The sequence below is a fragment of the Kaistia geumhonensis genome, assembly GCF_030815145.1.
Classification (GTDB): domain Bacteria; phylum Pseudomonadota; class Alphaproteobacteria; order Rhizobiales; family Kaistiaceae; genus Kaistia; species Kaistia geumhonensis.
This window is the reverse complement of record NZ_JAUSWJ010000001.1, coordinates 431,798-445,409: the sequence shown is the minus strand read 5'-3', so window position 1 is coordinate 445,409 and position 13,612 is coordinate 431,798. Positions and strand designations below refer to the sequence as shown.

The window sequence follows — 13,612 nt, the reverse complement described above, 5'->3', positions numbered from 1 at the left end:
CATGACCATGAACAGCGCCCGCCCGATGGTTCGGGATCTGCCGCCGCTGCATCCGCTTCTAATCGAGCCGCTCGTCCGCGCCGCCCTCGTCGAGGACCTCGGCCGGGCGGGCGACATCACGACGGATGCCGTGGTCCCCGCCGATGCCGAGGCCGAAGCGCGCTTCGTCGCGCGGCAGGGCGGCGTCGTGGCCGGCCTCGACCTCGCCGCGCTCGCCTTCCGCCTGGTCGACCCGCGCCTCGACTTCCGCGTGCTGAAGGGCGATGGCAGTACGGTCGAGCCCGGCCGCATGGTGGCGATCGTCACCGGGCCGGCGCGTGGCATCCTCACGGCGGAGCGGACGGCGCTCAATTTCCTCAGCCGGCTGAGCGGCATCGCCAGCGCCACGGCCGCCGTTTCCGCGGCGATCGCCGGCCACAAGGCCAGGATCGTCTGCACGCGCAAGACGACGCCGGGCCACCGGGCGATCGAGAAATATGCCGTCCGCGCCGGCGGCGGCGCCAATCACCGCTTCGGCCTCGACGACGCGGTGCTGATCAAGGACAACCACATCGCCATCGCGGGCGGCGTGCGTCCGGCGCTGGAGCGCGCCCGCGCATCCATCGGCCACCTCGTCAAGATCGAGATCGAGGTCGATACGCTGCGCCAGCTCGAGGAGGTGCTCGCCGTCGGCGCCGATGCCGTCCTGCTCGACAACATGGACATCGCGACCCTCGCCGAGGCCGTGGAAATGGTTGCGGGACGGATGATCACCGAGGCCTCGGGCCGGGTCGACGCGAAATCGGCCCCGGCGATCGCCGGCACCGGCGTCGACCTGATCTCGGTCGGCTGGCTGACGCACAGCGCGCCGATCCTCGATATCGGGCTGGACTTCTGAGGGGAGAGAAAGCGTAACCGTTCATGTCCGCGCTCTTGCGAGACATCTTCGGATACAGAAGCCTGCTGCGACGCAACAATTCGATCCGTATCGACCAAGCCTCCTGACATTCTCCCTGTAGATCGCTCCGATCGGGTGAGCCGTCCTCCGCGCGTCCAGATCGCGCGGCACCGGACGGTCGCCCCGGCTGGAGAGATCGAATGCTTTCGCGCAACTGGGGCCTCGCGCTGGTCCTGACGCTCGCCGCGGCGCTTGCGGCCTGTTCCGACGAGAAGGCCGCGAGCGGGCCGGCCGGACCTGGAGGCGGGGCCGCGCCGCAAGTCGGCTTCGTGACGCTGAAGCCGCAGGGCGTGCCGCTGACGGTGGAGGTCGCGGGCCGCACCGCCGCCTCTGCCGTCGCCGATATCCGCCCGCGTGTCGACGGGATCGTGAAGCGACGCGTCTTCACCGAAGGCGCCGAGGTCAAGGCCGGCGACCTTCTCTACGAGATCGATCCGCGCAGCTATCAGGCCGCCTATGACGCGGCCGAGGCGGCCCTTCAAAAGGCGAACGGCGCCTTGCCCAGCGCGCAGGCCAAGGTCGACCGCTACAACCAGCTCGTCGGCGCCAATTCGGTGACCGCGCAGAACCTCGACGATGCCAAGGCGAGCCTGGCGCAGGCGAAGGCCGACGTTGCCGCCGCCGAAGCGTCGGTCGAGGCTGCGCGCATCAATCTCGACTTCACGAAAGTCACTGCGCCGATCGCCGGCCGCATCAGCACCTCGGCCGTGACCGAGGGCGCGCTCGTCACGGCCAATCAGACCACCGCGCTGGCGACGATCCGGCAGATCGACCCGATCTATGTCGATCTTTCCGATTCGACGGCGAACCTGCTCCGCTTTCGCGCCATGCGCCAGAGCGGGCTCCTGCAAAGCGAAGGCCCGCCCTCGATCAGGCTGATCCTGGAGGACGGCTCGACCTATTCCGAAACCGGCACGCTGGAGACCATGGACGCCGCGGTCAGCCAGACGACCGACACCTTCACGATCCGATCGCTCTTCAAGAACCCGGAGTCGCACCTCCTGCCCGGCATGTATGTCCGGGCGGTCATCACGCTCGGAACCGCGAAGGACGGCTTCCTCGTGCCGCAGAGGGCGGTGGATCGCAACGCGAAGGGCGCGGCGACGGCGAAGTTCCTGACGGCCGACAACAAGGTCGAGACGCGGATCCTCGAAACGATCCAGGCCGCCGGAACGGACTGGCTCGTCGTCGCGGGGATCAAGGATGGTGATCGGCTCATCGTCGACGGGCTGCAGCGGATTCGCGACGGGGAGACCGTCGCGCCCGTCGCCGTCACGATCGACGCATCCGGCGTCGCGCGGACGGCGGGGGCGGCCGATGCGAAGCCGATCGATACGGAGGCTTCGAAATGAAGCGCGCTTCCCTTGCGGATTTCTTCATCGAGCGGCCGATCTTCGCCTGGGTGCTGGCGATCGCGGTCATGCTGGGTGGCCTGCTCGGCATCTACACCCTGCCGATCGCGCAATATCCGGAAATCGCGCCGACGACGGTGCGCATCTCGGCCACCTATCCCGGCGCCAGCGCCGAAACGGTCGAGAACTCGGTGACCAAGATCATCGAGCAGGGCATGACTGGCCTCGAAAATCTCGACTACATGTCCGCGTCGAGCACCTCCTCCGGTCAGGCCTCGATTCAGCTGACATTCGCCAGCGGCGTGGACCCCGACATCGCCCAGGTGCAGGTACAGAACAAACTGCAGCTGGTTGAATCGCAGCTTCCCGACGCGGTCATCAGCCAGGGCGTCACGGTCACCAAGTCGACCACGTCTATTCTCATGGTCGGCGCTCTCGTGTCGCGCGACGGCAGCATCTCGTCGGCCGATCTCGGCGACTATTTCCGCTCCACCTTTCAGGATGCGCTGAAGCGCGTCGCCGGCGTTGGCGACGTCAACGTGTTCGGCTCGGGCTATGCGATGCGCATCTGGCTCGATCCCTCGAAGCTCGCGAAATACCAGCTGATGCCGAGCGACGTGTCCTCGGCCATATCGGTCCAGAATCGCCAGGTCTCGGCCGGGCAGATCGGCGGACTGCCGAGCAGGGACGGCCAGCAGCTCAACGTGACCGTGACGGCACAGAGCCAGCTTCAGACGCCCGACCAGTTCCGCAACATCATCCTCAAGACCGCCACGGACGGCTCGATCGTCCATCTCTCCGACGTCGCCCGCGTCGAGATCGGCTCGGAGAGCTACAACACCGTCTCGCGCTTCGACGGTCTGCCCGCCGCCGGCTTCGGCATCAATCTCGCGACCGGAGCCAATGCGATTTCCACGGCCGAGGGCGTGCGCGCGGCGATGGATACGCTGTCGGCCGGCCTACCGTCCGGCGTCGAGGTCGTCTATCCCTACGACACCACGCCGTTCGTCGAGCTCTCGATCGAGAAGGTGTTCGAGACACTCGCCGAGGCGGTGGTGCTCGTCTTCCTGGTCATGCTGCTCTTCCTGCAGAACATCCGCGCGACTCTGATCCCGACGATCGCCGTTCCCGTCGTGCTCCTCGGCACCTTCGGCGTGCTCGCCTTCTTCGGCTACTCGATCAACACGCTGACCATGTTCGCGATGGTGCTCGCCATCGGTCTTCTCGTCGACGATGCCATCGTCGTGGTCGAGAATGTCGAGCGCGTGATGGCGGAAGAGGGACTCGGTCCGGTCGAGGCGACGCGGAAGTCGATGGGAGAAATCACCGGTGCGCTGATCGGCATCGCGATGGTACTTTCGGCGGTCTTCCTGCCGATGGCGTTCTTCTCCGGCTCCGTCGGCGTCATCTATCGCCAGTTCTCGGTGACGATCGTCTCGGCGATGGTCCTGTCGGTGCTGGTTGCGATCGTGCTGACCCCGGCGCTGTGCGCGACCATGCTCAAGCCGAATGGTCATGCCCCGAAAAAGGGGCTGTTCGGGCTCTTCAATCGCGGCTTCGACCGCGCCACCGACGGCTATGTCCGGGGCGTCGGCGGAGTCATCCGCCGGCCGCTGCGCTTCCTCGCGCTCTTCGCCATCATGGTGGTCGGCGTCTACCTGCTCTTTGCCCGCCTGCCGAGTTCCTTCCTGCCGGAGGAGGACCAGGGGGTGCTCATGACCATGATCACGCTGCCCCCCGGCGCGACCCAGGCCCGGACCCTCGAGGTGGTCAAGCAGGTCGAGGACCATTTCCTGAACGACGAGAAGGCCAATGTCGCTGATGTCTTCGCCGCCGTCGGCTTCGGCTTCAACGGCAGCGGCCAGAACGCCGCCATGGCCTTCGTGAAGCTGAAGGACTTCGCCGAGCGCACCGGCAAGGACCAGACATCGGCGGCGATCGCGGGCCGTGCGATGGCCGCGTTCTCGAAGATCCGCGACGGCCAGGTCATCGCGCTCGCGCCGCCGGTCCTGCCCGGGCTCGGACAGTCGAACGGCTTCGAGATGTATCTCCAGGATACGGCCGGCGCCGGGCAGGACGCGCTGAAGGCGGCACGCGACCAGCTTCTGACAGCCGCCGGCAAGGACAGCCAGTTGAGCGGCGTCCGGCAGGGCGGACAGGAGGACCAGGCCCAGTTCAACATCGACATCGACCAGGCGAAGGCGCGCGCCCTCGGCATCGACCTCGCCGACATCAACAATACGATCTCGACCGCCTTCGCCGGCAGCTATGTCAACGACTTCATCGACCGCGGCAAGGTGAAGCCCGTCTATGTCGAGGGCGACGCCGCATTCCGCGACAGCCCCGGAAGCGTCAATTCCTGGTATGTGCGCAACGCCGGCGGCGAAATGGTGCCCTTCTCCAGCTTCACGGCTTCGTCTTGGGGGCGGGGCTCGCCGAAGCTCGACCGCTACAACGGCATCTCGGCGGTCTCCATCCAGGGTTCCGCGGCGCAGGGCGTCTCCTCCGGCACGGCGATGGACGAGATGCTGAAGCTCGTTTCCGAGTTGCCATCAGGCTTCACGGCGGAATGGACGGGTCTCTCCTACCAGGAGCAATTGTCCGGCAACCAGGCGCTGTCGCTCTACGCGATCTCGATCCTCGTCGTCTTCCTCTGCCTCGCGGCCCTCTACGAGAGCTGGTCGATCCCGTTCTCGGTGATGCTCGCGGTGCCGATCGGCGTCCTCGGCGCGCTCGCGGCGGCGAAGCTCTTCGGCCAGTCGAACGACGTCTATTTCAAGGTCGGGCTGCTGACGACGATCGGCCTCTCCGCGAAGAATGCGATCCTGATCGTGGAGTTCGCGCGCGACCAGCAGGCGGCGGGCAAGGAACTGGTCGAGGCGACCCTGCTGGCGGCGCGGCAGCGCCTGCGGCCGATCCTGATGACGTCGCTCGCCTTCATCCTCGGCGTGCTGCCGCTCGCGATCGCCACCGGCGCTGGCTCGGGGGCGCAGAACGCCGTCGGCATCGGCGTGATGGGCGGCATGATCGCGGCGACGACGATCGGCATCTTCATGGTGCCGATGTTCTATGTGGTCGTGCTGCGGCTCTCCCGTCGGCGGAAGCCGAAGGATACGGCGACGCCGAGCTCTGCGGAGCCCACACCCGCTCACTGAAAGAACGCGCTTTTCCGGGCCGGCGGCCCTACCCACGGCCGGGAAAAGAAGATGGCGGCGGGATCGCTCCCGCCGCCATCGATCGTTCCGAGCAGAGGCCGGACCGGTCAGGCCTTCGTGTAGGCGAAGAAGGGCAGGCCGGTCGTGAAGTTGCGCGGCAGGCGGATGGCGATCAGCCAGGCGACGACGCAGGTGATGACCTTGTCGGCGAGGTTCTGGATGAGGTTCGACACCGCGACCGAGGCGATGAGCTGGTTGCCCATGGCCAGCAGATAGGCCGTCGCGAAGTCCGTGCCCGAGCCGGTCACGCCGCCGAACATGTAGACGATGATCGGGATGGATACGATCGTCGACGTGATCGTGACGATCACGCCGGCCACGATCGTCTTCCAGAGCGAGGAGAACCAGCCGTAGCGGGCGAGGATGCCGGCGGTGAGGCCGATGACCAGCGCGACCGGGAAGAAGGCCGCGGCGACCGGATCGAGGATGAGGCCCCAGATCAGGTTGGCGAGCACGCCGGTGATGGCGCCCGCGATCGGCCCGGCCAGGATGGCCACCAGGACCGTGCCGATCGAATCGAGAAAGATCGGCAGTTTCAGCCAGGCCACGATCTGGCCGACCACGATGTTGATGACGATGGCCGCCGCCATCAGCACGAGCGTTCTGTTGTCGAACTTCATTCTGTCGTTCCCCGTGGAAGATGGACCCACACCCCGCCGGCCGGTTGGCCGGCATTCTTGTTGGCCCCCGGCGATCGTGTCGGGGGCAGACGGCCGGTTTCCGGCCTGCCTTCTCGTTCAGCCGCCGACGGGGCGAGTTACCGCGTCGGTCAGCATCTTCATGAAACCATCGCGCGAGGCGCTGTCCACGACCGTCGCGTTGACCGGTTTGCCGGCATGCAGCTTGCGGTCGACGATCGTCTGGCCGAGCGCCGGTCCGTCGGCGTTCACCACCTCCACATAGGCCTCGCTCGACTTCGTCACGATCGAGGGATCGATCGCGATCGCCATGGTGATCGGATCCGGCAGGTCGATGCCGGGAAGGCCCGAGATCTTGGTCGCGAACTCGACGAGGAAACGCTGGATATCGACGCAGAAGGCACCGAGAGCGCCACCGACGCGCTTCAGTTCGTCGGTGTCGGCCGGCTCGACGACCGCATGGCGGCAGGAGATTTCCCAGCCGCACATCACGATCGGCATGCCCGACTGGAACACCATACGGGCGGCGTCGGGGTCGGCATAGATATTGAATTCCGCAGCCGGCGTAACATTACCCGGCCCGTCGCCAATTCCGCCCATGATGACGCAATGTTTCACCGCCGTGGCGAGCTTCGGCTCGCGGGCGAGTGCGACGGCGACATTGGTGAGCGGCCCGAGGGTCACGAGGGTGATCTCGCCGGGACGCGCGAGGATCGTCTCGATCATGCGGTCGATGGCATGGCCCTCGTCGGCCACGCGGCCGGAGAGCGGCAGGCCGATATCGCCCATGCCGTCCTCGCCATGCACGTTCTCCGCATGGAAGGGGCCGCGGATCAGCGGTACCGCGAGGCCGGCATAGACAGGGATGTGCTGGGCGCCACAGAGCTCGCGGGTATAGAGCGCGTTCTGAAGCGCCTTCTCGAGCGAGATATTGCCCGCGACGACCGAAATGCCGGCGATCTCGACATTGGGGTTCTGGAACGCCATCACGAGAGCGACGGCATCGTCGGAACCGGTGTCGGTATCGATCCAGAGCGTCTTGGCGGGCTGGTTGAGCGGCATGTCAGGCGTTCTCCCTTTGGGGCTTCTTGTTGGGGGTCGGCGCGTCGGGATCGAGCAATCCCTCGGTCTTAAGGTCGCTCCAGAGGCCGTCCGGAACGGGCTCATCGAGCGCGGCGAGGTTGCGGGCGATCTCGGCGGGCTTCACCGCGCCGAGGACCAGCGAGGACACGGCCGGATGGCCGAGCACGAACTGCACGGCGGCGCGCGGCAGCGACACGGAATGCGCCCGGCACACCGCCTCGATCCGCGCGACGCGCTCCATGATCTCCGGCGGCGCGGCCTCGTAGTTGTAGCGGGCGCCCGGGACGGCACCGGTCGCGAGAATCCCGGAATTGAAGATGCCGCCGAGCATGATGCCGACGCCCTGCTCGAGCGCCAGCGGCAGCAGGGTCGGCAGCGCGGGCTGTTCGAGCAGCGAATAGCGGCCGGCGAGCAGCACGGCGTCGAACTCCGCCTCGCGCAGGAAGCGTTCGCACCAGTCGTGATCGTCGAGACCGAGGCCGATCGCCTTCACGACACCTGATGAGCGAAGCTCGTCGAGCGCCCGGTACCCGCTGCCGATCGCCTCGCGATAGCGCGCCTCCACCATGTCCTCGCCCTGCGACCAGGCGTCGATGTCGTGGATCAGCAGGATATCGATGCGGTCGGTGCCGAGGCGCAGGAGAGACTGCTCGAAGGAGCGCATCACGCCGTCATAGGAATAGTCGAAGCGCGGCCGGTGCGGCAGCGAGCCGACGAAGCCGCGCGCCGGCGGCGGTGGCGGGCTTCCGGCCGGCGAGACGGCCGTCATGACGCGGCCGATCTTGGTTGAGATGACCACGCTGTCGCGTGGCACGGAGCGCAGCGCCGTTCCGATGCGGTGCTCGGCGAGGCCGTTGCCGTAATGCGGCGAGGTGTCGACGAGCGTGATGCCCGCGGCAAAGGCGGCCTCGACGGTGGCGATCGCCTCCCGCTCGTCCAGCTTCTCGAAGAAATCGCCAAGCGGCGCCGAACCGAAGCCGACGCGCGAGACGGTCAATCCGGAGCGCCGGCCGAGCGGCACGCGGTCCAGCGTCGTCATGGCTGCGGACGCCGGAACTGGAGATAGAAGGCGTAGCGCTCGGGCAGCACGAAATCGGGACGCTCGATGCCGAGCGCCAGCGCGGCGCGATGGGCGAAGTTCGAATCCGACAGCATCTCGCGGGCGAGCGCGACCAGATCGGCCTTGCCGAAGGCGATGATGTCCTCGGCCTGCTCCGGCTCCGTGATGGCGCCGACGGCCATGGTGGCGATGCCGGTCTCCGCGCGGATACGCTCCGCGAAGCCGACCTGGAAGGCCGGGCCTTCCTTGATATGACCGGGATTGGTGCGAACCAGGATGCCGCCGGCCGAGCAATCGACGACATCGACGCCGACATCCTTCAGCGCGGCGGCGAGGGGCACCGTATCGGCGAGCGTCAGTCCTTCGCCGGGAATCCGGTCGATGCAGGAGGCCCGATAGAACAGCGGCATGGTCTCGGGGATCGACGCCCGCACGCGAGAGGCGACCTCGACGGAGAGGCGCATTCGGTTCTCGGCGCTGCCGCCATAGCGGTCCGTCCGCCGGTTGGAGACCGGCGAGACGAATTCATGCAGCAGATAGCCGTGCGCGCCATGGATCTCGACGAAGTCGAACCCGGCTGCGACCGCCCGGCGCGCCGCCGCGACGAAGGCCTCGACGATCCCCCCGATCTCGGTCTCGGTCAGTTCGTGCGGGACCGGCCAGTCCTCGTGATAGGCGATGGCCGAGGGCGCAACGGTCGGCCATGCGCGAGGATCGTCGGCGGGGATGGCCCAGCCGCCGTCCCAGGGCGCCGTCGAGCTGGCTTTGCGGCCGGCATGGTTGATCTGGATGCCGATCGCCGCGCCCTGGCGGTGATAGGTCGCGACGATGCGGGCAAGGCCCGGGATATGCGCGTCGTCCCAGATGCCGAGGCAATCCGGGGTGATGCGCCCCTCCGGCAGGATACCGGTCGCTTCCACGAGCGCACCGCCGACGCCGCCGAGCGCGAAGCGCGCATGATGGTCGAAGTGCCAGTCCGTCGCGTGTCCGTCGACCGCGGCGTACTGGCACATCGGCGAGACGACGATGCGGTTCTTGAAGGTCACGCCCCTCACAGAGAGGGGCGTAAAGAGTTTTGCCATGCGTCACAGGCCGCGCGCCGCGGCCGTCCTCATCAATGTTATGGGCCGCGCGCCGCGGCCGTCCTTGTCAGAGTTCCGCGAGGATCGAGGTGTCGAACAGGCTTTTGTCGGCCTTGACGCCCACCTTGTCGAGCGTCGCGAGGTTCTTGTCGATCCAGGCGTCGTCCATCGCGAAAATGCCGTTCGGGTTTTCCATCAGCGGCAGCTGCACCTTGCCATGGAAGAGCGCCGCCTCGGGCGTGTAGCCGTTGCCCTTGAACCAGGTGTTCTCGTACTCCTTCACATACTTGTCGGGATGGGCGATCTCCTCGTTCCATCCCTTCCGGCTGGCGCGCATGAAGCCGACGATATCCTTGCGCCGGTTCTTGAGCGTCTCCTCGCTGACCGTCACGAGGTCCTGTCCGAAGGGCAGGCCGAAATCGTAGAACAGCATGTAGCTCGCCTTCTTCCCCGAGGTCTGCTCGACGATGAAGGGCAGCGAGGTCATGAAGTCGACCACCGCGTCGACCTGGCCCGTCGCGAGCGGCGTCGGATCGAAGGCGTAGGGGACGATCTTGAGCTGGTCCTCGGTGACGCCGTTGAGGCCGAGCAGGACCTTGAAGGTGCCGAGGCTGAGCGGCGGGCAGGCGACCGTCTTGCCGACGAGATCCTTGATCGTCTTGATGCCCGACTGCTCGAGGCTGATGACGCTGTCCGGGCTCTTCTGGAACTGTGCGCCGATGATCTTGAAGGTGGCGCCCTTCTCGGAAACCGCCGAGGCCGTCTCGATCAGCGAGGTCAGCGCGATATCGGCTTTCCCCGTGAGCAGCGCCGCCTGCGGGATCACGTCGGGGCCGCCCGGGATATAGGTGAGGTCGATGCCTTCCTCGGTGTACCAGCCTTTGTCGATGGCGATGAAATAGCCGATGAACTCGGGATCGTTGATCCAGATCGACTGGAAGGCCAGCGGGCTGCCGGCGGCGCGGGCAAGGCCGATGGGCGCGAAGGCCGCGGCGGCGAGGCCGGCGAGGGCGGTCTTGCCGAAGGCGCGGCGGGTCTGCTTGAACGTCATGGCGAACTCCTCAGTCTCGGGAGTGGTTCGGGAATGCCCGCATGGCCGGCCGGGCTCCGGGGAGGCGGAGCGGATGGCCGTGGCCTGAAGGGGCGCTCAACGCTTCGTCGGCAATGACAAGGCCCGCGGCACCACGATGCCGGCTGTCAGTTTCCGACTGTCGGTTCGACCCGTCTTTCCGGTCGATCTGAACCGTATCCGGTAATAATAATGCCAATATTGCATCGCGCAACGGCTTCATCGCGATCTTGTTGTCAAGCGATGTGCAAAGAATAGGCACGGGCTGCCTAACTAAAGAACGGTCGCTCGACACGGTTCGCATTTCGATCGACAGGCGACCGGGAGACGGCATCACTACGCCTCCACGAGATATTCGATTTCGAAGAAGGCGCCGCCCGGCGCGCGCAAATAGATCGAGCGGCCGCCGGGGAAGGTGATCGCCTTGCCGAGCGCCTCGGCGCCATGCGCCAGGGCAGCCGCGACGACGCCGTCGAAATCGTCGACATGAAAGGCGACATGACCGGCGCCGGGACGCCAGGGCAGGGGGTCGGCATCGGGCCGCGCGCCGTCGTCGCTGGTAAAGGCGATCAGCTCGAGGATCAGCGGATAGGCTTCGGACCGCATCTGCGTGAAGTCGCAGGCGAGCCCGTCCCGTCCGGTCAGCGCGATGATGTCGTCGCGCATGCCGCGCTCGATGAACAACGGTTCGAAGCCGAAGACCGCCGAGAAGAATGCGATGGCCGGGTCGATTTCGGCGACCGTGAGCGAGGCATGGTGCCAGCGGATCGCGGTCATCGGGCGATCCTCCTTTCGATGAGGCCGACGCCCTCATAGGCGGCGACGGAGATGAGGATCGAGACCAGCGCGCCGGCCCAGATCATGTCGTAATTGAGCCCGCCGCGGGAGACGTTGAGGAGGTTGCCGAGCCCGACGCCGGTCACGAGCCATTCCGCGACCATGACGCCGAGCAGCGCCTGCGGCGCGACGAGCCGCGCGGCGGCGAAGAGATAGGAGACCGACCAGGGAACGGCGATGTGGACGAGCTGTTTCCAGCGGCCGCCGCCATAGGCGGCGACGAGGTCGCTCGCGGCCCTCGGCACGCTGGTGAAGCCCTGATGCAGCAGCACATAGGCCGGGAAGAACACCACCAGCACCGCCATGAAGACCGACGATGCGGTGCCGCGGCCGAAGACGAGCACGACGACGGGCACGACGGCGACCAGCGGCATGTTCTGCGCCACCAGCGCCACAGGCATCAGGCCCCGCGCCAGCGCCGGCGCCAGCAGCGTCAGCGCGGCGAGCACGAAGGCGAAGGCGAGGCCGGCGAGGAGGCCGAGCGCCGCGATGGGCAGCGTCTCGCCGAGGGCATGGCCGAGCGCCGCGCGCGCGGCGGCGGCCTGCTTGCCTTCGATCAGGAACATGACCGTCCGCCCGGGACCCGGCGCGATGATCGGGCTGACATGCGAGAGCGTGACGCCGAGCCACCAGATGACGAAGGGCAGCGCCACCGCGACCAGCGTCAGCACGATCCGCCGCGTCGACGCGCCGCCCTTCGGCCGGGCCGAGGGCTGCACGGCGGCGAGCGTCACGGCGGACGAGGAGGCCGAGAGCCGCCGAGCCGGCAGCAGGAAGAGGGCATAACCGGCCAGTGCGATGGCGCTCGCCGCAAGGCCGATGCCCCAGAGCCGGGCCGGATTGCCCTGCGGCAGGGCCGAGAGCAGGAACGCGCCGAAGCCCCAGCGCGTGCCCGAGCCGAACTCGCCGAGCACCGCGCCGAGCACCGCGAGCGGCGCCGCGACGCGGAAGCCCGCGAAGAGATCGGGCAGGGCGCCGCGCAGACGGACATGCCGCATCAGGGCGCCCTCGCCGCCGCCATAGGCCGCGACCAGGTCGGCGATGCGCGGATCGACCGTGCGGAGGCCGAGCAGCGTCGCCGACATCGCCGGGAAATAGACCATCAGCGCCGCGAGCACGATCTGCGGCCAGTCGCCCTTGAGAAAGAGGACCAGCAGCGGGCCGATCACGATCGCCGGCATCGCGAAGAGCGTGATGTTGACGCCCCGGAACGCGAGTTCGACGCCCGGCAGCCTGCAGAAGACGAGCGCGGCGAGAACGGCGACGCTGACGCCGATCGCGAAGCCGAAGACCGATGTCTTCAGCGTCGCGAGCCCATGCAGCGCATAGAGTTCACGGTCGACGAAGGCCTGCGCGAGGATCCGGGTCGGCGCCGGAAACATCGCGACGCCCCAGGACGTGTAGGCGCCGAGCAGTTCCCAGACCGCGAGCGCCACCAGCGTTCCGAACAGGATGCGTGCATTCTCGCGGTAGATCGGCGCCTTCATGGATGCCCGCCCTCACTATGCAGGCTGACCGTGAGGCGGTCGCACAGCGCGTGGAACTCGGGGGCCGAAAACAGCGAGGGGAGCCTCGGCCGCGCGAAGGGAACGTCGATGATCTCGGCGATGCGCCCCGGCTGCGCCTGCATCACGACGACGGTATCGGCCAGGAACACCGCTTCGTCGATGCCATGCGTGACGAGAAGCGTCGTCGTCTGGCGGGCCGCCCAGATGCGCTGCAGCTCGACATTCATCTGGCGCCGGAGGATCTGGTCGAGAGCGCCGAAGGGTTCGTCGAGCAGCAGGACGGACGGGTCGGTGACCAGCGCGCGGGCGATCGCGACGCGCTGGCGCATCCCGCCCGAGAGCTGGCCCGGCCGCGCGGCCTCGTAGCCCTTGAGGCCGACGAGCTCGACGAGCGACTGGATGCGGGCCGCCTCCGGCCTCACCGGCCGGCCGAGGATCTGTAGCGGAAAGAAGATGTTCTCGGTGACGCTGCGCCATGGCAGCAGCGCCGCATCCTGGAAGGCGATCCCGAGTTCGCCCTCCTTGCGGAACTGCTCGGGATGCTTGCCGCGCACGAGGATCGCGCCGCCGTCGTCGGGCTGTTCGAGTCCGGCGACCATGCGCAGCAGCGTGGACTTGCCGCATCCCGACGGGCCGATCAGGGCGACGAAGGCGCCGCGCGGCACCTTGAGATCGATCGGTTCGAGCGCGCGCACCGGCCCTCGCGCCGTCTCGAAGGTCTTGCCCGCCCGGTCGACGATCAGGTCGACGGTGCGATCGGCGCCTTGCGATGGCGGAAGGTCGAAATCGCGGGCGGGCAGGGCGTTCATGGGCGGACGGCAAGCCTTTCGA

Annotated in this window: 11 protein-coding genes; 3 read left to right on the top strand and 8 right to left on the bottom strand. The window is 67.5% G+C overall.

Annotation, left to right across the window (positions count from 1 at the left end; translation table 11 throughout):
• Window position 1: 1 nt before the first annotated feature.
• From nadC to QO015_RS02095, 3 genes are all read left to right on the top strand, one after another.
• Entirely contained in the window at window positions 2-877 is an 876-nt protein-coding gene (gene nadC / locus QO015_RS02105; RefSeq protein ID WP_266281773.1) for a carboxylating nicotinate-nucleotide diphosphorylase, read from the top strand.
• A 200-nt stretch (window positions 878-1,077) separates the two neighbouring features.
• Window positions 1,078-2,289, top strand: a complete 1,212-nt coding sequence (locus QO015_RS02100; RefSeq protein WP_266281775.1) for an efflux RND transporter periplasmic adaptor subunit — start codon at window positions 1,078-1,080, stop codon at window positions 2,287-2,289.
• A complete protein-coding gene (locus tag QO015_RS02095) occupies window positions 2,286-5,444 on the top strand; it encodes an efflux RND transporter permease subunit (RefSeq protein WP_266281776.1) in 3,159 nt (1,052 codons plus the stop codon). Before QO015_RS02100 ends, QO015_RS02095 begins: the two co-directional genes overlap by 4 nt.
• Window positions 5,445-5,551: 107 nt before the next feature.
• On the opposite strand, the gene QO015_RS02090 is transcribed toward QO015_RS02095, so the two are convergent.
• The 8 genes from QO015_RS02090 to QO015_RS02055 form a co-directional block, all read right to left on the bottom strand.
• A complete protein-coding gene (locus tag QO015_RS02090; protein ID WP_266281778.1) occupies window positions 5,552-6,124 on the bottom strand; it encodes an ECF transporter S component in 573 nt (190 codons plus the stop codon).
• 117 nt (window positions 6,125-6,241) lie between these two features.
• Complete coding sequence (locus tag QO015_RS02085) at window positions 6,242-7,204, bottom strand: nucleoside hydrolase (RefSeq protein ID WP_266281779.1); 963 nt, start codon at window positions 7,202-7,204, stop codon at window positions 6,242-6,244.
• Window position 7,205: 1 nt separating this feature from the next.
• Window positions 7,206-8,264: an aldo/keto reductase gene (locus QO015_RS02080; RefSeq protein ID WP_266281780.1), complete on the bottom strand. Its 1,059-nt coding sequence runs from the start codon at window positions 8,262-8,264 to the stop codon at window positions 7,206-7,208.
• The gene (locus QO015_RS02075) at window positions 8,261-9,367 is read right to left on the bottom strand and encodes an NADH:flavin oxidoreductase/NADH oxidase (RefSeq protein WP_266281782.1); all 1,107 of its coding nucleotides are present in this window, start codon (window positions 9,365-9,367) and stop codon (window positions 8,261-8,263) included. Before QO015_RS02075 ends, QO015_RS02080 begins: the two co-directional genes overlap by 4 nt.
• 67 nt (window positions 9,368-9,434) lie before the next feature.
• Window positions 9,435-10,418: an ABC transporter substrate-binding protein gene (locus tag QO015_RS02070; protein ID WP_266281784.1), complete on the bottom strand. Its 984-nt coding sequence runs from the start codon at window positions 10,416-10,418 to the stop codon at window positions 9,435-9,437.
• Between the two features lie 354 nt (window positions 10,419-10,772).
• Window positions 10,773-11,213, bottom strand: a complete 441-nt coding sequence (locus QO015_RS02065; protein ID WP_266281785.1) for a VOC family protein — start codon at window positions 11,211-11,213, stop codon at window positions 10,773-10,775.
• Window positions 11,210-12,760 carry an ABC transporter permease gene (locus QO015_RS02060; RefSeq protein ID WP_266281786.1) on the bottom strand — a complete coding sequence of 517 codons (1,551 nt, stop codon included), beginning with the start codon at window positions 12,758-12,760 and terminating at the stop codon, window positions 11,210-11,212. Before QO015_RS02060 ends, QO015_RS02065 begins: the two co-directional genes overlap by 4 nt.
• The gene (locus QO015_RS02055; RefSeq protein ID WP_266281787.1) at window positions 12,757-13,590 is read right to left on the bottom strand and encodes an ABC transporter ATP-binding protein; all 834 of its coding nucleotides are present in this window, start codon (window positions 13,588-13,590) and stop codon (window positions 12,757-12,759) included. Before QO015_RS02055 ends, QO015_RS02060 begins: the two co-directional genes overlap by 4 nt.
• Window positions 13,591-13,612 lie beyond the last annotated feature (22 nt).

Bases quoted from the DNA above. Each gene is read 5' to 3' on its own strand.
- QO015_RS02065 (WP_266281785.1), bottom strand. From the start codon at position 11,213: ATGACCGCGATCCGCTGGCACCATGCCTCGCTCACGGTCGCCGAAATC.
- QO015_RS02090 (WP_266281778.1), bottom strand. From the start codon at position 6,124: ATGAAGTTCGACAACAGAACGCTCGTGCTGATGGCGGCGGCCATCGTC.
- QO015_RS02060 (WP_266281786.1), bottom strand. From the start codon at position 12,760: ATGAAGGCGCCGATCTACCGCGAGAATGCACGCATCCTGTTCGGAACG.
- QO015_RS02100 (WP_266281775.1), top strand. From the start codon at position 1,078: ATGCTTTCGCGCAACTGGGGCCTCGCGCTGGTCCTGACGCTCGCCGCG.
- QO015_RS02055 (WP_266281787.1), bottom strand. From the start codon at position 13,590: ATGAACGCCCTGCCCGCCCGCGATTTCGACCTTCCGCCATCGCAAGGC.
- QO015_RS02075 (WP_266281782.1), bottom strand. From the start codon at position 9,367: ATGGCAAAACTCTTTACGCCCCTCTCTGTGAGGGGCGTGACCTTCAAG.
- QO015_RS02080 (WP_266281780.1), bottom strand. From the start codon at position 8,264: ATGACGACGCTGGACCGCGTGCCGCTCGGCCGGCGCTCCGGATTGACC.
- QO015_RS02095 (WP_266281776.1), top strand. From the start codon at position 2,286: ATGAAGCGCGCTTCCCTTGCGGATTTCTTCATCGAGCGGCCGATCTTC.
- QO015_RS02070 (WP_266281784.1), bottom strand. From the start codon at position 10,418: ATGACGTTCAAGCAGACCCGCCGCGCCTTCGGCAAGACCGCCCTCGCC.
- nadC (WP_266281773.1), top strand. From the start codon at position 2: ATGACCATGAACAGCGCCCGCCCGATGGTTCGGGATCTGCCGCCGCTG.
- QO015_RS02085 (WP_266281779.1), bottom strand. From the start codon at position 7,204: ATGCCGCTCAACCAGCCCGCCAAGACGCTCTGGATCGATACCGACACC.